This window comes from Mycobacterium sp. GA-1841, from assembly GCF_001954135.1.
In the GTDB taxonomy this organism is placed as follows: domain Bacteria; phylum Actinomycetota; class Actinomycetes; order Mycobacteriales; family Mycobacteriaceae; genus Mycobacterium.
Map to the genome: position 1 here is coordinate 124822 of NZ_MBEQ01000094.1, position 25227 is coordinate 150048.

The following is a 25227-nucleotide window of genomic DNA, read 5'->3' on the forward strand; positions in this document are numbered from 1 at the left end:
AGACCGCAGTGACCAGCGCCCAGACCGACAACGTCATATACACCGCCCAGACCCACACCACCGGTGGCCGGCAGGGTGAGGCCTACAGCTCCGATGGCAATCTCGACATTCAGCTGACCCCGCCGGGCGGCAACGGCTCCGGGACCAATCCCGAGCAGTTGTTCGCAGCCGGCTGGTCGGCATGCTTCCTGAGCGCCATGGGCCTGACAGCAGGAAAGCACAACGTGAAACTGCCCGCCGAGACCGCCGTGGACGCCGAGGTCGATCTGCTCAATACCGACGGCGCGTTCTCACTGCGAGCGCGTTTGAACGTCACCATCCCCGGAGTCGATCGCGAGACAGCCCAGGCGATCGCCGATGACGCCCACCAGGTCTGCCCGTACTCGAAAGCGACCCGCGGCAACATCGACGTCACGATCAGCGTCGCCGGATAGCCGGCCAACGGCCACTTATGGCACGGCTTCTGCCCACCTGCGTGTCATAAGTGGCCGTTCGGCGCCCGATCGTGGTGGCACTCGGGTTGGCCACGGTCCTGTTCGGCGGTCTCACCACGGGGTAGCGGTTACCCTGGCTAAGTGCCGACAACCTGGTCACGGCGAGGATTTCTCACGGTCACCGCCACGATGGCGCTCGTCGCCGCCTGTAGCACGCAAAAGCCCGGCGAAGTCGCCAAAGACGGTTCCACCACGGTCCGTCACCGCTTCGGTGACACCGCCATCCCCGGCCCGGCGCAACGCGTGGTCAGCGCCGGGTTCACCGAACAGGACGACCTACTGGCCCTCGGCGTCGTCCCGATCGCGACCACCGAGTGGTTCGGGGGCGAACCGTTCGCCGTGTGGCCTTGGGCGCAACCGAAACTCGGCGGCGCCCAGCCTGCCGTGCTCGATCTGACCGACGGCATCCAGGTCGACAAGATCGCTGCCCTCAAACCGGACCTCATCGTGGCCACCAACGCCGGCCTCGATGCCGACACCTACGCCAAGCTGTCCGAGATCGCGCCCACGATCGCGCAGTCCGGACCGGACGCCTTCTTCGAACCCTGGCGCGACCAGGCCACGCTGATCGGGCAGGCGGTGTTCCAGAACGACGCCATGACCGGACTGATCGCCGGGGTGGACGACAAGTTCAAGGCAGTCGCCACGAACAACCCACAGTTCACCGGGAAGAAGGCCCTGTTGCTGGGCGGCACGTTGTTCCGGGACAGCGTGCAGGCCCGAACCGGGTGGCGCACCGAATTCCTCACCCAGATGGGCTTCACCGTGCCGGCGACACCCGACCTGATTCCCCGCGACGACATCGCGTCGGTGCTCGACGCCGCCGATGTGTTGATCTGGACCACCGAGAGCGACCAGGAGCGCGACGCCCTGTTAGCCGATCCGACGATCGCCGGGCTCAAGGCAAGCAGCCGCAACCGGCACGTGTTCACCCCCAAAGAACTCGCCGGGGCCATCGCGTTCGCCTCGCCGCTGTCCTATCCGTTGGTGGCCGACCAACTACCGACCCTGCTGAACCAGACACTGGCCTGACAAGATGACCGGGTGACCGGCACCGGAGAACACGAGCACCGCGGCACCGCCATCGTCGGCTCGGCCTACTATCCGGTGCTCGTCGCCATATTCACCGCGTTGGTGATCATCTCCAACGTCACCGCCACGAAGGGCGTGGCCTTCGGACCGATCATCACCGACGGCGGGTTCATCGTCTTCCCGCTGACCTACGTGATCGGTGACGTGCTGTCCGAGGTGTACGGGTTCAAGGCCGCCCGCCGCGCCATCTTCCTCGGCTTCTCGATGAACGCCCTGGCGGCCCTGGCCTTCTGGGTCACCATCTACCTGCCCGCCGCGGACTTCTACACCAACCAGGAGCACTTCGAGAACGTCGTGCACGCCTACACCCAGCTGATCGTGGCCGGGCTGGCCGGGTTCATCGTCGGACAGACGATCAACGCCTGGGTGGTGGTCGCCATCAAAGAGCGGACCAAGGAGAAACACCTGTGGGCCCGTCTGGTCGGCTCCACGTTCGCCGGGCAGCTCGGCGACACCCTGGTGTTCTGCGGCATCGCGGCCAGCGCGATCGGCATCAGCACCTTCGGCGACTTCGTCACCTACGCCGCGCTGGGCTGGATCTACAAGACCGCGATCGAGGTGATCATGCTGCCGATCACCTACCGCGTCATCGCCGTCATCAAGCGCCGCGAGCCGACATATCAGGCCGCCGTGTGAGGCTTCGATAAGGCACCTCTGGCAAGGTTCACAGAGCCGGAGCATTCTTAGCTACCCGCGGGTAGCTTCAGGTCATGAGTGTGACATCAGAGGTGATGGACGCGGCGGGACCCAGCCTGGACCCAGGCACCGCCCGCGAGTATGGCGATCAGGCTCTGCTGCTCGAGTTCAACAGCACTGCCGATGTTCTGGCCTGGACCGCAACGCTGTCGGCGGCCCAACTGCTCGGTGTGGTCGATATCGTGCCGGCGTCACGCACGATCTTGATCAAACTCGCCGATCCCCGCTACCAAGCACCCACCCGGCAACGGCTGGGCACGCTGCGGCTGCAACCGGGCTCGGCACCCGTACGCCCGCCGGGCGGGCGCACGGACGTGACCATCGACGTGGTGTACGACGGTGAGGACCTGCACGAGGTGGCGGCCCTGACCGGGCTGACGCCGGCGCAGGTCATCGCTGCCCACACCGGCACTCTCTGGCAGGTCGGCTTCATGGGCTTCGCGCCCGGCTTCGGCTACCTCGTCGGCGGCGACGAGCGGCTGCAGGTCCCCCGCCGCGCCGAGCCGCGCACCAGCGTGCCCGCCGGGGCGGTGGCGCTGGCCGGCGAGTTCAGCGGGGTCTACCCACGCCAGTCACCCGGCGGGTGGCAGCTGATCGGGCGCACCGACGCGGTGCTGTTCGACGTTCATCGTGACCAACCCGCGCTGCTGACCCCAGGCACCTGGGTGCAGTTCCGGGCCATCGGCTAGACAGTTTCACCGGCGAGGAGGACACCATGACCACATTGGAAGTGCTGCGCACCGGCCCACTGGCGCTCGTCGAGGACCTCGGCCGTCCCGGCCAGGCCCACCTCGGTGTCACCCGCTCGGGCGCCGCCGACCGCCGGGCGCACACGCTGGCCAACCGGCTGGTCGCCAACCCCGGTGAGCACGCCACCATCGAGGTGATGTTCGGCGGATTCTCGGCCCGGGTGGTCGGCGGCGACGTGACGATCGCGGTCACCGGCGCCGACACCGATCCGGCGGTAAACGGAATACCGTTCGGCACCAACAGTATTCACCATGTGCGTGCCGGTGAGGTGATCTCGCTGGGCGCCCCGCACTCCGGGTTGCGCAGCTACCTGGCGGTGCGCGGAGGCATCGCCGTCGAACCCGTTCTCGGCTCACGCAGCTATGATGTGATGTCGACCATCGGACCGGCGCCGCTACAACCCGGCGATGTGCTGCCCGTCGGCGAGCACACCGCCGAGCTTCCCGAGACCGATCAGGCTCCGGTCGCCGCCATCTCCGACGACGTGATCGAGCTCAGCGTGGTGCCCGGCCCACGCGACGACTGGTTCGTCGACCCCGACGTGCTGATCCGGACCAACTGGCAGGTGACCACCCGCAGCGACCGGGTCGGGATGCGCCTGGTCGGTATGCCGCTGGACTATCGGTGGCCGGACCGCCAGCTGCCCAGCGAGGGCGCCACCCGCGGCGCAATCCAGATCCCGCCCAATGGTTTTCCGGTGATCCTCGGGCCCGACCATCCCGTCACGGGCGGCTACCCGGTGATCGGCGTGGTGACCGACGAAGACATCGACAAACTGGGCCAGATCCGCCCCGGCCAGACCGTGCGGTTGCATTGGTCGCACCCCCGCCGGCCGTTCGACGATTAGGTACAGACACCGCCGCGCGGCGCTGGTAGAACTTGGGGTGTGCCCCTCCAGGATGTCAGTGCACCTCGCGTCAGCGGCGGGATCCTGCACACCGCGCGGCTGGTCCACACCTCGGACCTGGATCACGAGACGCGCGAGGGTGCTCGGCGCATGGTCGTCGAAGCCTTCGACGGCATGTTCACCGATGAGGACTGGGAGCATGCCCTCGGCGGAATGCACGCCTTCATCTGTCACCACGGCGCCCTGATCGCGCACGCCGCCGTGGTGCAGCGGCGCCTGATCCACCGCGACACCGCGTTGCGCTGTGGATACGTGGAAGCCGTGGCGGTGCGCGAGGATTGGCGCGGCCAGGGCCTGGCCAGCGCCGTGATCGACGCCGTCGAGCAGGTGCTGCGGGGCGCCTACCAACTCGGCGCGCTGAGCTCGAGCGGCTCCGCCCGACACATGTACCTCTCCCGCGGCTGGCTGCCCTGGCAGGGTCCGACCTCGGTGCTGCAACCCACCGGCGTCACCCGCACCCCCGACGAAGACGATTCGGTGTTCGTGCTGCCGGTCGGCCTGCCCGCCGGCCTGGAGTTGGACACCTCGGCCGAGATCATCTGCGACTGGCGCCACGGCGACGTCTGGTAACCACCAGAAAGCACGGGCTCACATCGCCGCCCCGGCGCAGGTGAGCGGAAGTTCACCACCGAGTCACTGCACGCAGCGCCCGCGCAACAAACGCTTTCTAACTTTGCGCCATGCCCACACTGCTGAAGTCGAATCGCATCACCAACTGGGATCCCGAGGACACCGAAGCCTGGGAGGCCGGCAACAAATACGTCGCCCGGCGCAATCTGATCTGGTCGGTGATCGCCGAGCACGTCGGGTTCTCGGTCTGGTCCATCTGGTCGGTGATGGTGCTGTTCATGCCCGAGGAGATCTACGGCTTCTCGGCCGGGGACAAATTCCTCCTGGGCGCCACCGCCACGCTCGTCGGCGGCTGCCTACGCATCCCCTACACCCTGGCCACCGCCACCTTCGGCGGTCGCAACTGGACCGTCTTCTCCGCGTTCGTCCTGCTCATCCCGACCGTGGGAACCATGGTGCTGCTGGCCAATCCGGGCCTGCCGCTGTGGCCCTACCTGCTGTGCGCCGCCCTGGCCGGCTTCGGCGGCGGCAACTTTGCCTCCTCCATGACCAACATCAACGCCTTCTACCCGCAACGACTCAAAGGCTGGGCACTGGGCCTCAACGCCGGCGGCGGCAACATCGGCGTCCCCGTCATCCAGCTGGTCGGTCTGCTCGTCATCGCCACCGCAGGCAACCGTGCCCCCTACTGGGTCTGCGCGATCTACCTCGTCATGCTGGCCGTCGCGGGCATCGGCGCCGCCCTGTACATGGACAACCTCGAACAACACAAGATCGACCTGTCTGCGATGAAAGCGATCCTGGTCGTCCGTGACACCTGGGTGATCGCGCTGCTCTACATCGGCACCTTCGGCTCCTTCATCGGATTCTCCTTCGCCTTCGGCCAAGTGCTCCAGATCAACTTCGCCGCCGGCGGACAAAGCGCATCCCAAGCCGCACTGCACGCCGCGCAGATCGCCTTCATCGGTCCCCTGCTGGGCTCGGTGTCCCGCGTCTACGGCGGCAAGCTCGCCGACCGTATCGGCGGCGGCCGGGTGACCCTGGCGGTCTTCAGCGGCATGATCCTGGCCGCCGGACTGCTCGTGGCGATCAGCATGGTCGACGATCACTCCGCGGGCGCGGCCAACAGCCTGATGATGGTCGGCTACGTCATCGGATTCATCGCGCTGTTCCTGCTGAGCGGGCTCGGCAACGGCTCGGTGTACAAGATGATCCCGTCGATCTTCGAAGCCCGCAGCCACTCCCTGGACCTCGGGGAGGAGGAGCGGCAGCGGTGGTCGCTGTCGATGTCGGGGGCACTGATCGGCTTCGCCGGAGCCATCGGCGCACTCGGCGGTGTCGGCATCAACCTGGCCCTGCGCCAGTCCTACCTGTCCAGCGGATCCGCGACGACAGCGTTCGTGATCTTCCTGGCGTTCTACCTGCTGTCCTCGGCGGCCACCTGGCTGCGGTACGTCCGGCGTCCGGTTGCGACGCAGGTCACTGCGCCTCCCGCAGACCGACACGCCTCAGCAATGGTTGGTTAACACCTTGGAAACACCGCCTGCTTACACAGGACATATGAGTGATCCCGACTGGGCACCGCTCACCGGATTCCGGGTGGCGGTCACCTCCGCCCGCCGTGCCGATGAGCTCAGTGCGCTGCTACGCCGGCGTGGCGCAACGGTGACCAGTGCTGCCGCGATCACCATGGTTCCCCTACCCGACGACGACGAGCTCCGCGCGCACACCGCAGCGCTCATCGAGGTGCCGCCCGACATCGTGGTGGCCACCACCGGCATCGGGTTCCGCGGGTGGATGGCCGCCGCCGACGGCTGGGGCCTCGACGGCAATCTCACCGACGCCCTCGCCAAGGCGCGCATCGTTTCCCGTGGCCCGAAAGCCACCGGGGCACTGCGGGCTGCAGGACTACCCGAGGAATGGTCACCGGAATCCGAATCGTCGCGCGAGGTGTTGCGCTACCTGATCGAGCAGGGGGTCGAAGGGCAACGCGTGGCCGTCCAGCTACACGGCGCCACCGACGAATGGGATCCGTTTCCCGAGTTTCTCGACGAGTTACGCGCCGCGGGCGCCGAGGTGGTTCCGATCCGGGTTTACCGTTGGCACCCGGCACCGCGGGACGGCGAATTCGATCAGATGGTCACCGGAATCGCCGAAAGACGCTTCGACGCAGTCAGTTTCACCTCCGCGATGGCAGTCGCCTCGGTGTTGATGCGAGCCACCGAGATGGGGCTGGCCGACCGGGTGGTGGCCGCCCTGCGCACCGACGTGCACGCGATGTGTGTCGGGCCGGTCACCGCGCGACCGCTGGTGCGGCTCGGCATCCCGTCCTCGGCGCCGGAGCGGATGCGGTTGGGGGCCTTGGCCCGTCACATCACCGATGAACTGCCCCTGCTGCAGGCGCGGACCGTGCGCGTCGCCGGGCACACCCTGGAAATCCGCGGCACCTGCGTCGTGGTCGACGGCGTCGTGAAGTCGTTGTCCCCGGCGGCGATGGCGACGATCCGCGCGCTGGCCCACCGTCCGGGGGCGGTGGTCTCGCGATTCGATCTGCTCAGCGCCCTGCCCGGCACCGGAACCGACACCCACGCCGTGGAGACGGCGGTGCTGCGGCTTCGAACTGCGTTGGGCGACAAGAACATCGTCTCCACCGTCGTCAAACGCGGTTACCGGCTGGCCGTGGACGAGCCCGAGATGGCCCGGGCCCGATGAGCCTGGTCCTGGTGGCCCACGGCACCCGCAAGCCGGGTGGGGTCGCGATGATCGACGATCTGGCCGCGCGAGTGTCCGATCTGCTGGGCCGGCCCGTGCACATCTCGTTCGTCGACGTGGTGGGGCCCACGCCCAGCGAGGTGCTCGCGTCACTCCCGACCGACGGCCCGGCAGTGGTGGTGCCCGCCTTCCTGGCCGCGGGCTATCACGTGCGGGTCGACGTGCCGGCCCACGTGGCCGCCAGTGCACATCCGGCCGTCACCGTCACTCCACCGCTGGGACCCGATCCTGGCACCGTGCGGGTTCTCGCCGACCGGCTCCGTGAGTCAGGCTGGCGGCCAGGCGATTCGGTGATCCTCGCGGCGGCCGGCACGTCAGACCGGAAGGCCCAGACGGATCTGCGACGCACCGCCGCGCTGCTGTCAGCGGTGACCGGCGACCGCGTAGAACTGGCCTTCGCCGCCACCGGGACGCCGACCGTGGCCGAAGCCGTCTCCGCGCAGCGCCGCCGCGGCGATCGCCGCGTAGCTGTGGCGTCCTACCTGCTCGCCGATGGGCTTTTCCAGGACCGGTTGCGTGAATCCGGCGCTGACCTCGTGAGCGAACCACTCGGCACCCACCCGCGGCTGGTCCGGCTGGTGGCGAACCGGTTCCGCCGCGCGGGCGTACTGAGCCTGCCGGCCGCGGCGTGACCGGATCGACCGAGAGACGAGCGGCACGGCGAACGCCGTTATCAACAAGACGCCACCGGCACCGGCAACCGAGAAGACCGCGGCCCGTCGCGCGCTGACCAACGCCGAACATTGCTCGACGTAATCGCTCGCCATGAATCCCGGGCCGGCAAGAGTGTGTTGGTCCAGGTTGAGTCGATCCTGCTGGGCGGCGACGGCGCGGTCGGAGCTGGCACCGCTACCGCATGGAATCGGCTGACCCGTGCGATCCACGGCGTCCAAACTGAGCGGCATGAACGCTGCGACGAGTGCGCCCAGCATCGCTGCCGCCCCCACCAGATTCAACACCGAACGCGCGAACATCCCTTGTCAGCCCCTTTTGCGACGCTTTCCTGACACGGAGTGTAAACACACCCAGCGAACTATTCTAGTTAGCCAGAGCCAAGCCGCCCACACTCTGGCGGTGGAATACCCGTCAATTAAAACTGGCAAACTTTCCAAGGAGGGTTTCTATGCCCAGCTGGGTTTACCGAGGTCACCTTCGACAGGTGCGTTTGCCGGCGGGAGATCGTGTCAGACCGGGGTCGAATACTCGGCTATCGTTGTCCGGACATCGGACGGCTTGAGGGGAGTGCAGGAAAAAGTGCAGGTGGCAAGAACGCTGGACGCTGAGCGCCGAGACGGCGCACTCGGCCGTGCGACCCGCTGACCGGGTCCCGGCCGAACGTCTGCGTCAGCATCTGCTCACTGCTCTGGAACGCACGTCCGGCCCGATGACCACTGCCCAACTACGGGACGACATCCATGAGCACCTGCGGGCACCGGTGGTGATCGAGGCGGTGTACCGCAATCTCACGGTGCTCGAGCGGCGAGGCGACGTCGAGCGTCGCAAACTCTCCGGACGCGACGCCCATTGGAGCCGGACGGTCGATCAGATCGATCAGGCGGCGATCTGAACGAACCCACCCGGGGTGACCCGGGTGCGGTACACCGGTATCGACACCGTGTCGTCGTCGAGGCAACTGCCGTCGTCGAGTGCGAACGCCTGCTTCTTGATCGGCGACTGCACGGTGGCCCGTCCACCCCGATCGCCCACGATCCCTCGTGACAGCACGGCCGCACCACAGAACGGATCGATGTTGCCCACCGCGTGCAAAGAGCCGTCATCGAGGCGGAACAACGCCACCTGCGAACGATCCGGCAGCAGTACCGCAACGCCGCGGCAGGGCATCAGAACGTCATACCGGCAGGCCGTGGTCCACGCCCACAGCATCGGCCCGTAACCATCTTTGCGGTCGTCGAGCACGGTCATTTCGCCTCCTGAACGATCGAGGGCATACCCAGGCTTGTGGTGCTCCCCGCGTCCGCGGGACTGGTCGGCACCTTCCGGCCGGCACGCTCGGTGAAACTGATGGTGGGATCGCCCACGTCGGGCGCATTGACGAAGGACACGAAGCGCGAGAGCTTCTCCGGATCGTCCAGCACGCCCTTCCATTCGCAGGCGTAGCCGGTGACATGACGCTCCATGGCCGCCTCGAACTCAGAAGCCAACCCGAGCGAGTCGTCGCACACGACGTCTCGCAGGTGATCCAGGCCGCCATCCAATGCCTCCAACCACGGTGCAGTGCGCTGCAACCGGTCCGCGGTGCGGATGTAGAACATCAGAAATCGGTCGATGTAGCGGATCAGGGTCTCGTCGTCGAGATCGCCGGCGAGCAACTGGGCGTGCCGCGGCGACATCCCGCCGTTGCCACAGACATAGAGATTCCAGCCCTGCTCGGTGGCGATGATGCCGACGTCTTTGCTCTGCGCCTCGGCGCATTCGCGCGCACAGCCCGAGACCGCCATCTTGATCTTGTGGGGGGCGCGCAGGCCTCGGTACCGCTTCTCGATCTCGACGGCCATGTTGACCGAATCCTGTTGGCCGTACCGGCACCAGGTGCTGCCCACACAACTCTTCACGGTGCGCAGCGATTTGCCGTACGCGTGGCCGGACTCCATACCGCCCTCGACCAGGCGGGCCCAGATCTGCGGCAGTTGCTCCACCCGGGCCCCGAACATGTCGATCCGCTGACCGCCGGTGATCTTGGTGTAAAGGTCGAAATCCCTTGCGATCTCGCCGATCAGGATCAACTGCTCCGGGGTGATCTCACCGCCTGGCGACCGCGGCACCACCGAGTAGCTGCCGTTCTTCTGGATATTGGCCAGAAAGTGATCATTGGAATCCTGAAGCGAGGCCTGCTCACCGTCGAGCACGTGGTCGGAGCTGGTGGACGCCAGGATCGAGGCCACGGTGGGTTTGCAGATGTCGCAACCCTTTCCGGTGCCGAACTTCTCGATCAGACCGGAGAAGGTGCGGATCTCGGTGGCGCTGATGATCTCGAAGAGCTCGGCCCGTGACTGGCTGAAGTGTTCGCACAACGCCTTGGACTGCTCGACACCCTCGGCCTCCAGCAGCTGTTTGATCAGCGGGACACAGGATCCGCACGACGTACCGGCCAGGGTGCACTTCTTCAAGCTCGGCACATCGGCGCATCCGCCACAGATGGCGTCTTTCAGATCACCTTTGGTGACGTTGTTGCACGAACAGATCTGTGCGATATCGGGCAACGCCCCGACGCCCAGCCCCGCGGACTTGCCGTCCTGGGCCGGCGCGATCAACGACAGCGGATCGCCGGGCAGTTCACTGGCCACCATCGGCCGCAGCACACCGTACGCCGACGCGTCGCCGACCAGGATGCCGCCGAGCAGTGTCTTGGCGTCATCGGAAAGGACAAGCTTGGCGTAGGTCTGCTTGACGGGATCGTTGACCACGACGTCCAGACAGTTGGGCGTACGGCCTTGGGCGTCACCGAAACTGGCCACGTCCACGCCGAGCAGTTTCAGCTTGGTGGACATATCGGCCTCGGGGAACTCGGCCTCGCCGCCGAGCAATCGGTCGGCCACCACTTCGGCGCTGGTGTACCCGGGGCCCACCAGTCCGTAGCACCGGCCTTCGATCGCCGCCACCTCACCGATCGCGTAGATGTTGGGATCACTTGTGACGCAGGACAGATCGGTCATCACGCCGCCGCGTTGCGCGATGTCGAGACCCGCCTGCCGGGCCAGCTCGTCGCGCGGGCGCACGCCGGCCGCGAAGACCACCAGACCCGCGTCCAGACTGCTGCCATCGTTGAGCGAGAGCCGCACCGAGTCATCGGTCTGCGATTTACGCAGCGGCTTGTTCTTCTGGGTCGGTTGGATGCTCTCGGTACCGACTCCGGTGTGCACCTCGATGCCCAGACCGCGGATCATCCGGTTCAGCAGGGCGCCGCCGGCGGGGTCCAGCTGGGCTGCCATCAGATGCGGTGACATCTCCAGGACGTGCGTGGTCAACCCGAACGCGCGCAACGCGTTGGCAGCCTCCAGGCCCAGCAGCCCGCCGCCGATCACCACGCCGACCGGCGTTTTCGACTCCCGTGCCGCCAAGGCCCCGGCCCGGATGGCGTCGAGGTCGTCAAGTGTGCGATAGACGTGGCAGTGCGGCAGGTCGTGGCCCGGCACCGGCGGCACGAACGCAAACGACCCGGTGGCCAGCACCAACGCGTCATAGTCGAAGGTCTCGCCGGCGACGGTGCGCACGGTCCTGGCCTCACGGTCGATCTCGGCGACTGCACACCCCAGACGCAGGTCCACCCGGTCGTCACCGGCGTAGTCATTGCCGGGCAGCGCCAGCTGGGCACGGTCCCAGTGCTCGGTGTATCCGGTCAGCCCGACCCGGTCATAGGCGGCGTCGGCTTCCTCGGACAGGACGGTGACCCGCCAGGCGCCTGCGGCGTCACGCGACCGCAACGCCTCGACGAAGCGGTGGCCCACCATGCCGTGTCCGACGACCACGACGTTCTGTGTTGACGACATACCGCGAGGTTAGGAACCCGACGTTGCCGAAATGTCGCGCTGTGTGAAGCGCCCGTCACGGTGTGCTCACGGCGTGGACGGTGCAGATGTGAGCTGACCCGGGTGAGCCTGTCAGCCCACCTGCCGGCCCAGCTGCTGGTCCAGCGCCCGGCCGAGCACCCGGGCCCCCTCGGCGAAACGCTGCGGGTCAGGACCGCTGTAGTTCAGCCGCAGGTACGGTCCGGACGGCTCCGCGGGAAACCATTCGTCACCGGGGGCAACCAGCACCGACTCGGCCTCACAGGCACGGGCCAGGTGCTGCAGGTTGACCGCATCGGGCAGACGCAGCCACAGATGCAGCCCGCCGCGGGGCACGCGCTCCAATTGGGCGGCGGGTGCATGCTCGGCCAGGGCGGCGATGAGCAGATCACGGCGCACCTGCAGTTGCTGCCGCAGGTCTTTGAGGTGGGTACGCCAGGCCGGCTGGGAAACCACCTCGAGCGCCGCGGCTTGCAACACCGCACTGACGTACATCGACTCCGCACCGCGGTCGGCCAAGATACGTTCGCGCGCAGGACCTCTGGCCACCAGCGCAGCCACCCGAATCGACGGCGACACACTCTTGGTCAGCGACCTGAGATAGATGACATGACCGGTGTCGTCGGAGGCCGCCACCGGCCGTGCACTGCCCTCGATCGCGAAGTCGCGCGCCCAGTCGTCTTCGACCAGGAAAGCGCCGTGGCTACGGACCACCTCGAGAACCTGCCCGGCGAGATCGGGATCCCATTGGACGCCGGTCGGATTGGCGAAATTGGGTTGTGCGTAGAACACTCGGGCCCCGGTCTCGGTGAAGGCCCGGGAAAGTTCCTCGGGCTCCGGTCCGTTCGGTCCACTGGGTACCGGCACCAGCCGCACTCCGCACTGCGCCGCGGCCAAGATGGCTCCCCAGTAGCTGGGCGACTCGATCAACATCGGCTGGCCGAAGCCCACCAGGGCGCGGAAGATCGAACTCAGCCCACTCTGGCTGCCCGGCAGCACGATCACCTCGCGCGCGGTCGGCACGCTCAACTCGGCACCGAAGGTCTCGGACAACTCCTGGGCGAACCATGCCTGCAGGTCAGGCCGCCCGGGCGAAGGCGCCGGGCTCACGGCGGCATCGGTGCGCGCGGTTCGCGCCAGCGCGGTGCGGACCAGACGCTGAGGTAGCAGCTCGGCGGCCGGATAGCCGGAGTGCAGGGCGATCACGTCGGGCGCCACACTGCGCAACGGCGTCGACAACGCCGGGATCCGCGCTTGTGGAGCCCTCAGCGCGGCGGTCTGCCAGCCGTAGTCGGGCAGACGTGCGGTGCGGACCGAACGCACGAATGTGCCCACGCCGGTTCGGCTCTCGACGAGCCCCAGGCCACGCAGGGTGCGCATGGCCTTGGCGACCGTGACCGGGCTGGCGCCGTACTCGGCCACCAGGGCCCGGTTGGACGGCAGCCGGGCACCCGCCGGAGCGTTGGCGATCCACCGGCGCAGCCCGGACACGATCCGCGCAGTGCTATCGTTATCCATGTTGATACAGAGTAGCGCTACTCGGAGTCGGTCAACAGCGCTATCCCACTCGGGGTTGTGGTGGGGACTGCTGGGCGTCACGGCTTTCTCGTTCACGATCGTGTTCACCAAGGTCGCCATCGGCGGGCTGTCCCCACTGTTCATCGGAGCCGGCCGCGCGGTCATCGCCGCGGCGATCGCGGCCACCGCCCTGACGCTGACCCGGCAGCCACTGCCGAACCGCCGGCAATGGCTGCGACTGGCCGTGGTGGCCGCCGGGGTGGTGGCCGGATTCCCACTACTGACGTCCTATGCGCTCACGGTGGTTCCGGCCAGCCACGGCGCCATCGTCGTCGCACTACTTCCGGCGGCCACCGCGGTGTGCGCGGTGTTGCGCGGACACGAACGGCCGCCGGTCATGTTCTGGCTGATGGCGACGGCCGGGGCCCTGGCCGCGATCGTGTTCGCGATGGTGCACGGCTCCGGGCTCGGCCATCTGAGCTGGCCAGACCTGCTGCTGTTCGGTGCCGTACTCGCCGCGGCGATCGGTTACGCCGAAGGCGGGTTGCTGGCCCGGGAACTCGGCGCATGGCAGACGGTGTCCTGGGCTCTGGTGGTCGCGGCGCCGGTGATGCTCGCACTGACCGCACTGTCGGTGGTCCACCAGCCGCCGCAGGCGACGCCGGTGCAGTGGGCGTCGTTCGGCTATCTGGCCGCGGTCAGCATGTATCTGGGCTTCTTCGCCTGGTACCGCGGGCTGGCCATCGGCCCGATGACCCAGGTGAGTCAGGTGCAGCTGATCCAACCGGTGCTCACCATCGGCTGGGCCGCACTGCTGTTGCACGAGCGGTTGACCTGGTCGACCGTTCTCGGCGGCGCCGTGGTGATCGGGTGCGCCGCGCTGGCCGTCCGTATCCGGCTCCGATGATTCGCCGAGGAATGAACCGTGAAAGCCCGTGGAAACCCTTGGACTCCAAGGGCTTTCGCGGGTGTCAGATCTTTACCAAGAAATCCGAGCTGTAGACGTCGCTGCGGATGCGTCCCGGCGCGGGCGGCCCCTCGACCACCACCCAGGCCTCGGTCGCGCCGTCCATCGCCGGCCCGGAGACCGTGATGGTCGCGGTGCCGCTGGCATCGGTGTGCAGCAGGCCGCCGGACACCCCGGGATTCCCGACGCTGCAGGTGGCCACCGGCGACCGGGGCATCTGGATCAACCGGACCCGGTAGTCGGTGTCCGGCCAGGCCGATTGCATGGTCACCTGCGCACTCACCTGGGAGCCATCCGAGCCGATGTGGGCAAACCCGTTGCCGCTACCCGAGCCCATTCCGTCGAGGAACAGGCCTTGCTCGAAATCGCAGTTTCGGATGTAGTTCGACAACGGCACCATCGTCGTCGCCGACGCCGGGGCCGCACCGATCCCGCCCAGCACCACCGCACCGATCCCCACCACACCGATCCCAACCATGGCCATCGTGTGTCTTGCGCGCCACCCCATCGCCTGCATCCCGCCTGCTCGACGTACCAGTGGGCCATTATTGGCACACGAAGCCCGCCGAGAAGCGGCAGTTCGGCGAAATTCTCCGATCCGAAGCGTCGGCGGTCAGCGCCAGCGCCGCAGCACCTCTTTGGCCCGCACGCTCAGCGCTGCCTGCAGGAACGGCCCGAAGGTGATGCGGCCGACGCCGAGGTCGCTCAGCGCGGCCAGATCTGCGGAATCGGGCGGCACCGTCACACTGACCGGCAGCGGCACCCCAGACACGAAGCGCCCCAGCCCGTCCGGGTCGGCCAAACCTGCCGGGAACAACGAATCGGCACCCGCAGCCGCGGCCTCGGTCAGACGGGCGATCGCCCGATCGACACGGTCGGCCTCCTCACCGTCCTTACGCAGGAACAGGTCGGTACGCGCATTGATCACCACGTGCACGCCGGCAGCGTCGGCGGCCGCACGGAGCCGGCCCACCAACTCGGCGTGCTCGGCGGGGCTGCGCAGCCGCTTGCCCTCCTGGTGCACGGTGTCCTCGAGGTTGAAGCCCACCGCGCCCACGTCGAGCAGACCCTCGATCAGCCGCTCCGGGGTTTCGCCGTAACCGGATTCGATGTCCACCGAAACCGGGACGTCGACCGCGTCGGTGATCTGGCGCACCCGGGTCAGCAGATCGTCGAAGGACATCACCTCGCCATCGGCCTTGCCGATCGAGTCGGCCAGCGGGTGGCTTCCCACGGTCAGTGCGGAAAACCCCTCACCGACAGCCAGCCGGGCCGACCAGGCGTCCCAGACCGTGGGCAGCACAACGGGGTTGCCCGGCTGATGCAGCGCCAGCAGCGCCGCGGCCCGGTCTTGCAACGTGGTCTCACTCATCGGTTCCTCCAGGTGCTCGAACATGTCCTGACCGGCCGCGAAGCCGTCGGCCCCAACAGTACGGCCCCAGCTCGGCGGGCATCGGGGTGACGAGCAGCGAGCCACCGCGCACGTGATGTGCATCACGCCCGGATCGTGATGTGGCTAGCATTGGGTGTCGTACTGTGAGCCCTGACACCTTCAGCCCGAGGAGGTCACTTGTCCACCACCACCGAGTTCACCGAACTTCACAATCTGATCGGCGATATGCGCCGCTGCGTCACCGCGCTGGCATCCAGATACGGGGACTCCCCGGCCATGCGCCGCGTCGTCAACGATGCCGAACGGATCCTCAATGACATCGAGCGGTTGGACATCGACGCCGAAGAGCTGGAGATGCGTCACGGCGTGACCCGCCAACAACCGGCCCGCGAGAAGATCGGCATCCCCGACACCCAATACGGAAGCGAGTTCTGGCAGGACGTCGCCGACGAGGGTCTCGGCGGATACCGCTGAGCTCACGGGGCGGTTGCCGCCTGGAAAACAATTGAACTGAAGAAAGGGAACCGTGAGCGCACCCACCGCTGACCGTCGCGCGACCGGGGTCTTCTCGTCCACACGAGCACAGATCCCGCAACGCACCCTACGGACCGACCGGTGGTGGCAGGCACCACTATTGACCAATCTGGGGCTCGCGGCCTTCGTCATCTACGCGACGGTCCGGGCGTTCTGGGGCAGCGCGTACTGGGTGGCGGACTATCACTACCTGACGCCCTTCTATTCACCGTGCATCAGCACGGCGTGCGCGCCCGGCTCCAGTCATCTCGGACAATGGGTCGGCGACCTGCCCTGGTTCATCCCGATGGCGTTCATCTCACTGCCGTTCCTGTTGGCCTTCCGGCTGACGTGTTACTACTACCGCAAGGCGTACTACCGGTCGGTGTGGCAGTCACCGACCGCCTGCGCGGTCGCCGAACCGCACGCGAAATACACCGGGGAAACCCGGCTTCCGCTGATCATGCAGAACGTGCACCGTTACTTCTTCTACGTCGCGGTGCTCATCTCGGTGCTCAACACCTACGACGCGATCGTCGCGTTCCATTCGCCGTCCGGCTTCGGATTCGGCCTCGGCAACATCGTCCTGGTCGGCAATGTCATCCTGCTGTGGATCTACACGGTGTCCTGCCACTCGTGCCGCCACGTCACCGGCGGACGGCTCAAGCACTTCTCCAAACACCCTGTCCGGTATTGGATCTGGACGCAGGTGAGCAAGCTCAACACCCGCCACATGCAGTTCGCCTGGATCACGCTGGGCACGCTGGTTCTCACCGACTTCTACGTCATGTTGGTGGCCAGCGGCACCATCTCGGATCTGAGGTTCATCGGCTGAGCCGGTCACGCATAAATCGTTGACCGGCAAGTACATACACGCGAAAGGCGAGTGGGGATTTTCATGGCAGGGGATGATGTTCTTCGCGCAAGCGGCTCATCAGAGTTGGAACGGCACACTTACGACGTCGTCGTGATCGGTGCCGGCGGGGCGGGTCTACGCGCGGTGATCGAGGCCCGCGAACGTGGCCTGCGGGTGGCGGTGGTGACCAAGTCGTTGTTCGGCAAGGCCCACACCGTGATGGCCGAAGGCGGCTGCGCGGCGGCCATGCGCAACGTCAACACCAAGGACTCCTGGCAGGTGCACTTCGGTGACACCATGCGCGGCGGCAAGTTCCTCAACAACTGGCGGATGGCCGAACTGCACGCGCAGGAAGCCCCGGACCGGGTGTGGGAGCTGGAGACCTACGGCGCATTGTTCGACCGGACCAAGGACGGCCGGATCAGCCAGCGCAACTTCGGCGGACATACCTACCCGCGGCTGGCGCACGTCGGCGACCGCACCGGCTTGGAGATCATCCGCACCCTGCAGCAGAAGATCGTCTCACTGCAGCAGGAAGACAAGGCCGAACTCGGTGACTACGAGGCTCGGATCAAGGTGTTCCACGAAACCTCGATCACCGACCTGATCAAAGATGGTGACCGGATCGCCGGGGCCTTCGGTTACTACCGGGAGACCGGCAATTTCGTGCTGTTCGAGGCGCCGGCGATCGTGTTGGCCACCGGCGGGATCGGCAAGTCGTTCAAGGTGTCGTCGAACTCCTGGGAGTACACCGGCGACGGCCACGCCCTGGCCCTGCGCGCCGGGTCCGGTCTGATCAACATGGAGTTCATCCAGTTCCACCCCACCGGCATGGTCTGGCCGCTCTCGGTGAAAGGCATCCTGGTCACCGAGGGTGTCCGCGGTGACGGCGGCGTGCTCAAGAACTCCGAGGGCAAGCGGTTCATGTTCGACTACATTCCCGCGGTGTTCAAAGGCCAGTACGCCGAGACCGAGGAAGAAGCCGACCAGTGGCTCAAAGACAACGACTCTGCCCGCCGCACCCCTGACCTGCTGCCCCGCGACGAGGTGGCCCGTGCCATCAACTCCGAGGTGAAGGCCGGCCGCGGCTCACCTCACGGCGGCGTGTACCTCGACATCGCCTCCCGGATGCCCACCGAGGAGATCAAGCGCCGGCTGCCGTCGATGTACCACCAGTTCATGGAGCTGGCCGAGGTGGACATCACCAAAGACGAGATGGAAGTCGGACCCACCTGTCACTACGTGATGGGCGGTATCGAGGTCGATCCCGACACCGGCGGCGCCGCGACGCCCGGCCTGTTCGCCGCCGGCGAGTGTTCGGGCGGCATGCACGGCTCCAATCGTCTTGGTGGAAACTCCCTTTCGGATCTGCTGGTGTTCGGCCGACGGGCCGGGCTCGGTGCGGCCGACTACGTGGCGGCGCTGCCGGAGCGGCCCAAGGTTTCGGAGGCCGCGCTCATCGAGGCGACCGAGTTGGCCTTGGCGCCCTTCGAATCACACGCCAATCCGGAGAACCCGTACACCCTGCACGCCGAGCTTCAGCAATGCATGAACGACCTCGTCGGCATCATTCGCAAGGCCGACGAGATCGAAGAGGCCCTGGCCAAGCTGGCCGAGCTGCGGACCCGCGTGCACAACGTCAGCGTCGAGGGCGGCCGCGTCTTCAACCCCGGCTGGCACCTGGCCATCGACATGCGCAACATGCTGCTGGTCAGTGAATGCGTCGCCAAAGCCGCCCTGACCCGTACCGAGAGCCGTGGTGGGCACACCCGCGACGACTATCCGGACATGGACGCCAACTGGCGCAACACCCTGCTGGTGTGCCGCGCGACCGGCGAAGATCAGGTGGTACCGGACGTGACGGTGACGCCGGAACAACAGCTGCCCATGCGGGCGGACCTGCTGGGCACGTTCGAGCTGTCCGAACTCGAAAAGTATTACACCGACCAGGAACTGGCCGAACACCCCGATCGGAAAGGCTGAGCATGAGTGCCTATAACGCGAACCTGCGGGTATGGCGCGGCGACGACACCGGCGGCGAATTGCAGGACTACACCGTCGAGGTGAACGACGGCGAAGTGGTGCTCGACATCATCCACCGCCTGCAGGCCACCCAGACACCAGACCTGGCGGTGCGGTGGAACTGCAAGGCCGGCAAGTGCGGATCCTGCTCGGCGGAGATCAACGGCCGGCCGCGCCTGATGTGCATGACCCGGATGTCGACCTTCGATGAGAACGAGACCGTCACCGTGACGCCGCTGCGGACGTTCCCGGTGATGCGCGACCTGGTGACCGACGTGTCGTTCAACTACGAAAAGGCGCGCCAGATCCCGTCATTCACCCCGCCCAAAGATCTGCAGCCCGGCGAATACCGGATGCAACAGGAGGACGTGGGCCGCAGCCAGGAGTTCCGCAAGTGCATCGAGTGCTTCCTGTGCCAGAACGTCTGCCACGTGGTGCGTGACCACGAGGAGAACAAGGAAGCGTTTGCCGGACCGCGGTTTCTCATGCGAATCGCCGAGTTGGACATGCACCCGCTCGACGTCGCCGACCGCCAGGAGATGGCCCAGGACGAGTTCGGGCTGGGCTACTGCAACATCACCAAGTGCTGCACCGAGGTGTGCCCGGAGAACATCAAGATCACCGACAACGCCCTGATCCCGATGAAGGAACGCGTGGCCGACCGCAAGTACGACCCGATTGTGTGGTTGGGCAACAAGCTTTTTCGGAACAAATAGGACCCGAGCGTGCGTTCAGATCGCGATCCGGCACGAATTCGCGATCTGAACGCACCGTCGGCGCAAAAATTTTGGTGTACCCGCCCCCGCCCGACCGTTGCTAGGCTCAATCGACATCAAGCGCGCTTCGACGGGGGATACGCATGCAGTTGTCCGGGCCTCAGCTGTCCCATGAGGATCTCCAACGCGTCGGCGGGACGGTCCAGTACCTGCAGAACGCCTTGTCAGCAAAGATCGTCGGGCAGAAGACGCTGCAGCAGTCCCTGCTGATCGGGCTCATCGCCTCCGGCCACGTCCTGCTGGAAAGCGTTCCCGGGCTGGCCAAGACGACAGCGGCCAAGACCCTGGCCGAGAGTCTGAGCGCGCGGTTCCAGCGCATCCAGTGCACCCCGGACCTGCTCCCGAGCGACATCACCGGCGGCCAGATCTGGGACCAGAAGAACGGCGAGTTCAAGGTCTCGTTCGGTCCGGTGCATGCCAACATCGTCCTGCTCGATGAGATCAACCGGTCCTCGGCGAAAACCCAGAGCGCGATGCTGGAAGCCATGGAGGAGCGCCAGACCACGATCGGCGGAACCGTCTATCCGCTGCCGAACCCGTTCCTGGTGCTCGCGACGCAGAACCCGATCGATCAAGAAGGCACGTATCAGCTGTCCGAAGCGCAGATGGACCGCTTCATGTTGAAGGACATCCTCACGTACCCCTCCCCCGAGGAGGAAGAGGAAGTCATCGCCCGGATCGCCGGCGGAGTGTTCGACAATCCACAAGCCGCCAACGGGCAGCTCGACACTCAGCGGGTGCTCTGGCTGCAGGCCATGTTCAAGCGGGTGTTCATCGACCGTTCGATCGTGAAGTACGCGAGCTACATCGTGAACGCCACCCGCCACCCCAAGAACTACCTCGAACCCCAACTCGCCGACCTGATCCAGTTCGGTGCCAGTCCCCGGGCCACCATCGCCCTGTGCCGGGCGGCCTGCGCCCACGCGCTGTTGGAGGGCCGGCCCTACGCCGTCCCCGACGACGTCAAGGCGGTCGCCAAACGGGTTCTCCGGCACCGCATCATCTTGAAATTCCAGGCCTCGGCTCAGGGCATCACCCCGGAGTATCTGGTCGACGGCATCCTGCACCGCGTGCCGACGCCGTAACGAGCGACGATGGGGGACATTCTCAACCGGGTCCGCGCCCAACTCAATTTCGACCCTCGGGCCGTGGGGATGCGGCTGCGGTCACACCGGGTTCTGGAGGGCGGCCACACCTCGCTGCAGTTCGGCCGCTCCGACGATTTCGTCGACCTGCGCGAGTACGCCATCGGCGATGATGTCCGCGACATCGACTGGAAAGCCTCGGCCCGCAACACCCACCTCGTCGTCCGTCGGTACGTCGCGGAGAAGGCGCAGGAGTTCCTGCTGATCGCCGATACCGGTGCGAACCTGCTCGCCCACGCACCCAGCGGGGAGAGCAAACGCGATCTGGCCATCCTCTCCCTTGGTGCGGTCGGCCTGGTGGCCTCAGCGCAAGGGGACAAGATCAGCCTGGTCTACGGCGACGACCGGGGCTCGTCGATCGAGCCCGGTAAAACCGGCGAGGACCACCTCGAACAGATGCTGACCCTGCTCAGCCACGTCAACATCGAGGTGGGCAATCCGTCGAACATCGTGCGGCAACTCGAGTTCGTCGCCGGCACCCTGGACAAGCGCTACGCCATCTACATCGTCTGCGATCAACCCGCTGTCACACCGGATCTCGTGGCGGCGGCGATGACGGTGCGGGGCCGCAACGCGATCCATTGGATTCTCATCGAAGACCTCGACATCCTCGGCCAACCGCACGCCGCCGACGAAGTGCTCGACGTGGCCACGGGCCGGGCCTTGTTGACGCCGTCGGTCCTCGGCGCCAAAGTGCTGGACTCCTACCGCCGGGCGGAAGCCGCCCGGATGGCCGAATGGCAGTCCTTCATCGCACAACTCGACAGCCCGTGTGTGCGGATCTCCTCCAGCGCTGCCATCGGGCCGGCCCTGTCCGCACTGACCGAGGGGCGGTCCTGATGCACGACGCGGTCGAGTTCTTGTTCCCGCCGATGCACTATTCGGTGTGGTGGGTGATCGGCGCGGCGCTGCTGGTGCTGCTCGTCATCGGCTGGATCGTCGGGGTGATCGTGTGGACGCTGCCCATCGAGGTGCTCCGCAGGATCCCCGTCATCCGCGACATCAGCTACCGGGTGCTGCGCGTCAAATTCGCCCGATCGTTGACCAGAGTAGAACAGCACCATCGTGAGGGTCAGCTGTCCACCCGTGACGCCTTCCACGAGATCAGCCGAATCTTCCGCAATTTCATCGACTTTCGCACCGGCTTCCAGGCCCGGCGGATGACAGCGACCGATGTCGCCCAGAGCCCACTGGCCGGCCCGGCCCTCAACGTGCTGGCGATGACTTATCCAGGGCAATTCGACGAGGTCGATCCGCGGTCGGTACCCGGCGTCGTCGACGCGGCCCGGACGGCGGTGCTGACATGGGCGTGAAATGGCCTCTCCTGCTGCTGCCGATCGCCATCGCGATCGGGGTGGCGGTGTGGTACGCCATGCGGCGGACCCGGTTCGGCTGGCAGGGAGAACTGCCTTATCTGGCCCGCTCATATCGACTCACCGCCCTGCCGGAATATCAACGGGCGTTGCGACTGCACGAACGCCTTTCCGTCGCGGCCCTGGTGCTTGCCATTGTCGCGGTGTTCATGTTGCTCGTCGCCACCGTGCGGCCGACCAAGACGTACGAACCGCAGCTGCCCGGATCGGACACCCCGAATGTCGACATCATGTTGTGCTTCGGGCCGCTCTACAACATCGGCATGACCGACAGCGTTGCCATATCCCAGTTGATGACCATCCTGGGCGACAAGGTGGATGGGTTCGGCAACCAACGCATCGGGATGACCAAGGAGTTCTACCGCAACTTCCCGGTCACCTCGGACCTGGGGTGGGTGTCAGGACGTCTGGCCGAGATAGCCAAGGTCGCCGAGGCGGCTGGGTCCAAAGACAATCCCGCGGCGGCATTCTCCTCGGACAGCGAGCTGTTCAACCGCTATGCCGACACCAGGTCGACGATCAACGACACGATCGCGATGTGCGCGATGGGCTTGCCCGCAGTGGGCTCGGACAACGGCCGCGGCCGGGCAATCCTCTACATCGGTAACACCAAGAGCTATTCCGACCTTGCCCCGACATATTCCGACGCGATGCTGAGCGGGATCGTCAAAGACTCGAAGATTCAGCTGAACACGATCGTGCCCGGTACGCATCCCGGCGACTTCGTGACCGAGTTGGTCAAGGAATCGGGTGGCCGACAGTACCTGTACACCGAGGTGGGCGGCATCGTCGGCGACGACGCGACACCGAGGAAGATCGACAACCAGGAAGAAGAACTGTCGAGCGCGGTCGACAAGATCCTGTCGAACCCACCGCCATCGCTACTCGATGAGCAGCGCGAAGAACAAAAGCATCCGTTCCGATGGGATGTCCCCGACCTTCTGTTGCAGATCGCGCTGATCGCGGTTGTCGGACTTGCCGCTGCACGGTTGGGGATGCGGCTGTGAAACTCAGTGTCGCCCCGGTGTTCCCGATCTGGCTCATCGTGCTGCTCGTGCTGGTGGCCATCGGCCTTCGGGTGACGGCGGCCATCGTCGCGGCCCGGCGCCGCGGAAGGATGCCCGTCGGCCGCGAATGGCTGCGGTTGGCGTTGACGGTGGTGGCCATCCTCAGCCTCGGTCTGGCCGCCACCCGTCTGGGCGACGAGTCCGACGCCGAACGTCCGCCCCGGCTCACCGCCACCGCCGAGGAATCCAACATCAATGTGTTCCTGGTGATCGACCGCTCGGCCGGCATGGATGCGAGCGGCTTCGGCCGTTCGGGAGGAACCCGCTACGGCGACAGCGAAACTCGACTAGAGGGCGCGATGAAAGACGCCCAGGTAATCCTGACCAAGTATCCGGACGCCCGCTTCGCCGTGATGTCCTACGCCGATACCGCGCGCGTCGACTGGCCGATCTCCCGCGACGAGTGGAGCCTGGCCCCCTTCCTGCAGAACGTCAAGCCCTACGGCGAGCGGTCGACCGATGGTGTGGTGAAAACCGATGTGGCGGCAGCAAATTCGCTGCTGAAAGAGCAACTGAATGCAGCCTCTCGCACGTATCCGGGATCGGCGAACCTGGTCTTCATCTTCGGTGCGGGCAGCGATTCGGACGACGCTGTGTTCGACATCCCGCCGGCTCAGGTATCCGGCGGGGCGGTGTTCGGCTACGGGACCAACGACACCAAACCGCGCATCTACGCCGGCCGCAACTATGACACGCTCGACGTGCCGCTCAACGAAGAGGCGTTGACCAGCGCAGCCGACAGTCTGGGCATTCCGTTCGAGAAGCGCGAGAGCGGCATGATCGACCCGGACGACCTACCCTCGACGGTCCCACAGGCCGTGCCCGCCGATCCCGTCGTTCCCAAGGTTCCGCACCCCGATCGGATCGAGTTCTACTGGCTCTTCGCCGCGCTGTCTGCCGCGCTGATCGGGGTCGAACTGTACGGCCTTGCCGGTCACTGGCTGCGGCGCAGAAAGGGGACGGTACGGAAATGACGCAGACCCTGCCGCCCGCCGTTCCCGGCCAGGCCGACCAGGCCACACCGGCCGACGCCCGTCCGAGTCGCCTGAAGTTGCGGCGCAAGCTCCTGCTGTGGTCGATTCCCGTGTTGGTGCTGCTGCTCCTGCTGGCGGTCAAGATCGCCAGCGTCGGCATCCTCGGCAACAAGCTGCCGGGTCAGTTCGCGGCCCGCGACGATGCCGCCATGCAGAACACTTTGGAGTGGATCGACGTCGGCAACATCGGGCGAGGCTTCCGGGAAAAGTTCGCCCAAGGTGACCTGCTGATGCTCCACGGCGACGTTTCCGGGGCTTATGAACAGTTCAAGGCTGCGCACGAAAAGGAGCCGAGTGCCTGCCCGCCGCGCGGCAACTTCGCCCTCATCGCCGAGAAGCTCAGTGACGGGGAACTCAAGCAAGGCCATTTCACCAAGGCGCGGGAGATCCTCAGCCCCGCGGTCGACGCGGCCGACGGCGACACCGGCTGTTTCACGACGTTCCCATCCGCGAGCCCCGACGTCCGGGCGTTCGTCGGCGAAACACCCGAGCGGCTGGCCAACAAGCTTGCGGCGCTCAAAGGCGGAGCGCTGACCAAAACTCCCGACGGCTACGACTACAAACGCGCGCCCGGCGGGGGAATCGACTTCACCGAAGCCAAGACCGGGCCTTGCCCCTATCCCGACGACGAAGCCCGCATGAAGGAATGCATCACGATGAAGGATCGGGAGGTGGCACAGAAGACGGAAGCCGCGCGCCAGGCTCAGCAGCAACAAGAGCAGGCGCAGCAGCCCCCGCCTGATCCCAACCAACCCC

The 25227-nt window shown here is 66.3% G+C and carries 26 protein-coding genes; 21 read left to right on the forward strand and 5 right to left on the reverse strand.

Annotation, left to right across the window (positions count from 1 at the left end; all coding sequences use genetic code 11):
• The first annotated feature begins 8 nt into the window (after nt 1-8).
• The 10 genes from A5740_RS22330 (at nt 9) to A5740_RS22375 (ending at nt 8848) form a co-directional block, all read left to right on the forward strand.
• A complete protein-coding gene (locus A5740_RS22330; RefSeq protein ID WP_254849300.1) occupies nt 9-434 on the forward strand; it encodes an organic hydroperoxide resistance protein in 426 nt (141 codons plus the stop codon).
• 141 nt (nt 435-575) lie between these two features.
• A complete protein-coding gene (locus A5740_RS22335) occupies nt 576-1526 on the forward strand; it encodes an ABC transporter substrate-binding protein (RefSeq protein WP_076197668.1) in 951 nt (316 codons plus the stop codon).
• A 12-nt stretch (nt 1527-1538) separates the two neighbouring features.
• The gene (locus A5740_RS22340) at nt 1539-2222 is read left to right on the forward strand and encodes a queuosine precursor transporter (RefSeq protein WP_076197670.1); all 684 of its coding nucleotides are present in this window, start codon (nt 1539-1541) and stop codon (nt 2220-2222) included.
• Nucleotides 2223-2296: 74 nt separating this feature from the next.
• Complete coding sequence (locus tag A5740_RS22345; RefSeq protein WP_254849301.1) at nt 2297-2971, forward strand: allophanate hydrolase subunit 1; 675 nt, start codon at nt 2297-2299, stop codon at nt 2969-2971.
• 26 nt (nt 2972-2997) lie between these two features.
• Nucleotides 2998-3879, forward strand: a complete 882-nt coding sequence (locus tag A5740_RS22350) for a 5-oxoprolinase/urea amidolyase family protein (protein WP_076197672.1) — start codon at nt 2998-3000, stop codon at nt 3877-3879.
• Nucleotides 3880-3918: 39 nt separating this feature from the next.
• The gene (locus A5740_RS22355; protein WP_076197674.1) at nt 3919-4509 is read left to right on the forward strand and encodes a GNAT family N-acetyltransferase; all 591 of its coding nucleotides are present in this window, start codon (nt 3919-3921) and stop codon (nt 4507-4509) included.
• 110 nt (nt 4510-4619) lie between these two features.
• A complete protein-coding gene (locus A5740_RS22360; protein WP_076197676.1) occupies nt 4620-6035 on the forward strand; it encodes a NarK/NasA family nitrate transporter in 1416 nt (471 codons plus the stop codon).
• Between the two features lie 34 nt (nt 6036-6069).
• On the forward strand, nt 6070-7221 hold the full coding sequence (locus tag A5740_RS22365; RefSeq protein ID WP_076197678.1) for a uroporphyrinogen-III synthase: 1152 nt from the start codon (nt 6070-6072) through the stop codon (nt 7219-7221).
• Nucleotides 7218-7913: a sirohydrochlorin chelatase gene (locus tag A5740_RS22370; protein WP_076197680.1), complete on the forward strand. Its 696-nt coding sequence runs from the start codon at nt 7218-7220 to the stop codon at nt 7911-7913. Before A5740_RS22365 ends, A5740_RS22370 begins: the two co-directional genes overlap by 4 nt.
• 674 nt (nt 7914-8587) lie before the next feature.
• Nucleotides 8588-8848, forward strand: coding sequence for a Fur family transcriptional regulator (locus tag A5740_RS22375; protein ID WP_076197682.1), 261 nt, complete (start codon nt 8588-8590; stop codon nt 8846-8848).
• Here the strand turns inward: A5740_RS22375 and nirD are convergent.
• The 3 genes from nirD to A5740_RS22390 all read right to left on the reverse strand — a co-directional run bounded on the left by nirD (nt 8833) and on the right by A5740_RS22390 (nt 13325).
• Nucleotides 8833-9204: a nitrite reductase small subunit NirD gene (nirD, locus tag A5740_RS22380; protein WP_076197684.1), complete on the reverse strand. Its 372-nt coding sequence runs from the start codon at nt 9202-9204 to the stop codon at nt 8833-8835. The two genes, A5740_RS22375 and nirD, sit on opposite strands and share 16 nt — an antisense overlap.
• A complete protein-coding gene (gene nirB, locus A5740_RS22385) occupies nt 9201-11789 on the reverse strand; it encodes a nitrite reductase large subunit NirB (protein ID WP_076197686.1) in 2589 nt (862 codons plus the stop codon). Before nirB ends, nirD begins: the two co-directional genes overlap by 4 nt.
• A 111-nt stretch (nt 11790-11900) precedes the next feature.
• Nucleotides 11901-13325 (reverse strand): PLP-dependent aminotransferase family protein, encoded by a 1425-nt coding sequence (locus A5740_RS22390; protein ID WP_139335296.1) that lies wholly within the window; start codon nt 13323-13325, stop codon nt 11901-11903.
• Between A5740_RS22390 and A5740_RS22395 the strand changes: the two genes are divergently transcribed.
• The gene (locus A5740_RS22395; protein ID WP_076197688.1) at nt 13324-14232 is read left to right on the forward strand and encodes a DMT family transporter; all 909 of its coding nucleotides are present in this window, start codon (nt 13324-13326) and stop codon (nt 14230-14232) included. The two genes, A5740_RS22390 and A5740_RS22395, sit on opposite strands and share 2 nt — an antisense overlap.
• Before the next feature lie 64 nt (nt 14233-14296).
• Here A5740_RS22395 and A5740_RS22400 read toward each other — a convergent pair whose 3' ends face one another.
• The gene (locus A5740_RS22400) at nt 14297-14776 is read right to left on the reverse strand and encodes a hypothetical protein (protein WP_254849302.1); all 480 of its coding nucleotides are present in this window, start codon (nt 14774-14776) and stop codon (nt 14297-14299) included.
• Nucleotides 14777-14905: 129 nt separating this feature from the next.
• Complete coding sequence (locus A5740_RS22405) at nt 14906-15664, reverse strand: isocitrate lyase/phosphoenolpyruvate mutase family protein (RefSeq protein ID WP_076197722.1); 759 nt, start codon at nt 15662-15664, stop codon at nt 14906-14908.
• A gap of 198 nt (nt 15665-15862) precedes the next feature.
• Here A5740_RS22405 and A5740_RS22410 point away from each other — a divergent pair, with 198 nt between their 5' ends.
• From A5740_RS22410 to A5740_RS22455, 10 genes are all read left to right on the forward strand, one after another.
• Nucleotides 15863-16159, forward strand: a complete 297-nt coding sequence (locus A5740_RS22410; RefSeq protein ID WP_076197690.1) for a hypothetical protein — start codon at nt 15863-15865, stop codon at nt 16157-16159.
• Between the two features lie 52 nt (nt 16160-16211).
• A complete protein-coding gene (locus A5740_RS22415) occupies nt 16212-17033 on the forward strand; it encodes a hypothetical protein (protein WP_076197692.1) in 822 nt (273 codons plus the stop codon).
• 63 nt (nt 17034-17096) lie between these two features.
• Nucleotides 17097-19037, forward strand: a complete 1941-nt coding sequence (locus tag A5740_RS22420) for a fumarate reductase/succinate dehydrogenase flavoprotein subunit (RefSeq protein ID WP_076197724.1) — start codon at nt 17097-17099, stop codon at nt 19035-19037.
• Nucleotides 19038-19039: 2 nt separating this feature from the next.
• Nucleotides 19040-19792, forward strand: coding sequence for a succinate dehydrogenase/fumarate reductase iron-sulfur subunit (locus tag A5740_RS22425; RefSeq protein ID WP_076197694.1), 753 nt, complete (start codon nt 19040-19042; stop codon nt 19790-19792).
• Nucleotides 19793-19935: 143 nt separating this feature from the next.
• Nucleotides 19936-20937 carry a MoxR family ATPase gene (locus A5740_RS22430; protein WP_076197696.1) on the forward strand — a complete coding sequence of 334 codons (1002 nt, stop codon included), beginning with the start codon at nt 19936-19938 and terminating at the stop codon, nt 20935-20937.
• Between the two features lie 9 nt (nt 20938-20946).
• On the forward strand, nt 20947-21837 hold the full coding sequence (locus tag A5740_RS22435) for a DUF58 domain-containing protein (RefSeq protein ID WP_083654338.1): 891 nt from the start codon (nt 20947-20949) through the stop codon (nt 21835-21837).
• The gene (locus A5740_RS22440) at nt 21837-22310 is read left to right on the forward strand and encodes a hypothetical protein (RefSeq protein ID WP_076197698.1); all 474 of its coding nucleotides are present in this window, start codon (nt 21837-21839) and stop codon (nt 22308-22310) included. The genes A5740_RS22435 and A5740_RS22440 overlap by 1 nt, the downstream gene beginning before the upstream one ends.
• A complete protein-coding gene (locus A5740_RS22445) occupies nt 22301-23377 on the forward strand; it encodes a hypothetical protein (protein ID WP_076197700.1) in 1077 nt (358 codons plus the stop codon). Before A5740_RS22440 ends, A5740_RS22445 begins: the two co-directional genes overlap by 10 nt.
• Nucleotides 23374-24411 carry a VWA domain-containing protein gene (locus tag A5740_RS22450; RefSeq protein ID WP_076197702.1) on the forward strand — a complete coding sequence of 346 codons (1038 nt, stop codon included), beginning with the start codon at nt 23374-23376 and terminating at the stop codon, nt 24409-24411. Before A5740_RS22445 ends, A5740_RS22450 begins: the two co-directional genes overlap by 4 nt.
• Nucleotides 24408-25227 (forward strand): hypothetical protein (locus tag A5740_RS22455; protein ID WP_076197704.1); only part of this gene is annotated, 820 nt, incomplete at its 3' end. The genes A5740_RS22450 and A5740_RS22455, both read left to right, overlap by 4 nt.

What these genes read in the sequence shown, in the direction of transcription:
- A5740_RS22345 (WP_254849301.1), top strand. Translation starts at nt 2,297, where the DNA reads ATGAGTGTGACATCAGAGGTGATGGACGCGGCGGGACCCAGCCTGGAC.
- A5740_RS22350 (WP_076197672.1), top strand. Translation starts at nt 2,998, where the DNA reads ATGACCACATTGGAAGTGCTGCGCACCGGCCCACTGGCGCTCGTCGAG.
- A5740_RS22360 (WP_076197676.1), top strand. Translation starts at nt 4,620, where the DNA reads ATGCCCACACTGCTGAAGTCGAATCGCATCACCAACTGGGATCCCGAG.
- A5740_RS22365 (WP_076197678.1), top strand. Translation starts at nt 6,070, where the DNA reads ATGAGTGATCCCGACTGGGCACCGCTCACCGGATTCCGGGTGGCGGTC.
- A5740_RS22370 (WP_076197680.1), top strand. Translation starts at nt 7,218, where the DNA reads ATGAGCCTGGTCCTGGTGGCCCACGGCACCCGCAAGCCGGGTGGGGTC.
- nirD (WP_076197684.1), bottom strand. Translation starts at nt 9,204, where the DNA reads ATGACCGTGCTCGACGACCGCAAAGATGGTTACGGGCCGATGCTGTGG.
- nirB (WP_076197686.1), bottom strand. Translation starts at nt 11,789, where the DNA reads ATGTCGTCAACACAGAACGTCGTGGTCGTCGGACACGGCATGGTGGGC.
- A5740_RS22395 (WP_076197688.1), top strand. Translation starts at nt 13,324, where the DNA reads ATGTTGATACAGAGTAGCGCTACTCGGAGTCGGTCAACAGCGCTATCC.
- A5740_RS22390 (WP_139335296.1), bottom strand. Translation starts at nt 13,325, where the DNA reads ATGGATAACGATAGCACTGCGCGGATCGTGTCCGGGCTGCGCCGGTGG.
- A5740_RS22400 (WP_254849302.1), bottom strand. Translation starts at nt 14,776, where the DNA reads ATGGCCATGGTTGGGATCGGTGTGGTGGGGATCGGTGCGGTGGTGCTG.
- A5740_RS22405 (WP_076197722.1), bottom strand. Translation starts at nt 15,664, where the DNA reads ATGAGTGAGACCACGTTGCAAGACCGGGCCGCGGCGCTGCTGGCGCTG.
- A5740_RS22420 (WP_076197724.1), top strand. Translation starts at nt 17,097, where the DNA reads ATGGCAGGGGATGATGTTCTTCGCGCAAGCGGCTCATCAGAGTTGGAA.
- A5740_RS22425 (WP_076197694.1), top strand. Translation starts at nt 19,040, where the DNA reads ATGAGTGCCTATAACGCGAACCTGCGGGTATGGCGCGGCGACGACACC.
- A5740_RS22430 (WP_076197696.1), top strand. Translation starts at nt 19,936, where the DNA reads ATGCAGTTGTCCGGGCCTCAGCTGTCCCATGAGGATCTCCAACGCGTC.
- A5740_RS22435 (WP_083654338.1), top strand. Translation starts at nt 20,947, where the DNA reads ATGGGGGACATTCTCAACCGGGTCCGCGCCCAACTCAATTTCGACCCT.
- A5740_RS22440 (WP_076197698.1), top strand. Translation starts at nt 21,837, where the DNA reads ATGCACGACGCGGTCGAGTTCTTGTTCCCGCCGATGCACTATTCGGTG.
- A5740_RS22445 (WP_076197700.1), top strand. Translation starts at nt 22,301, where the DNA reads ATGGGCGTGAAATGGCCTCTCCTGCTGCTGCCGATCGCCATCGCGATC.